Here is a 278-nt window from a genome sequence, read left to right as displayed (position 1 = left end):
CTACGATGGCTGCGCCACGGGTTTTGGCTTCGCGAATCAGTTCCACCACCGCGGCGCTGTTTTTGGCGTCCAGCGAGGCGGTAGGTTCGTCAAGCAGCAGAATGGGGTAGTCGACGATAAAGCCGCGGGCGATGTTGACGCGCTGCTGTTCGCCACCGGAAAATGTCGATGGTGCCAGGTGCCACAGGCGTTCCGGCACGTTCAGGCGGGTGAGAAGACGCGCGGCTTTAGCGGCGCAGGCTTCACGCGGAACGCCGGTATCGAGCAGCGGCTGCATC

Annotated in this window: 1 protein-coding gene; it reads right to left on the bottom strand. The window is 63.3% G+C overall.

All coding sequences use genetic code 11. The features are described 5' to 3' along the window. On the bottom strand, positions 1-278 hold a 278-nt coding region (locus SB719_RS19735), incomplete at both ends, for an ATP-binding cassette domain-containing protein (RefSeq protein WP_412159678.1).

The sequence above is a fragment of the Pantoea sp. SIMBA_079 genome, from assembly GCF_046940275.1.
Classification (GTDB): domain Bacteria; phylum Pseudomonadota; class Gammaproteobacteria; order Enterobacterales; family Enterobacteriaceae; genus Pantoea; species Pantoea borealis.
Note: the sequence above shows the minus strand (reverse complement) of the source record. Positions and strands in the feature narration are given on the sequence as shown.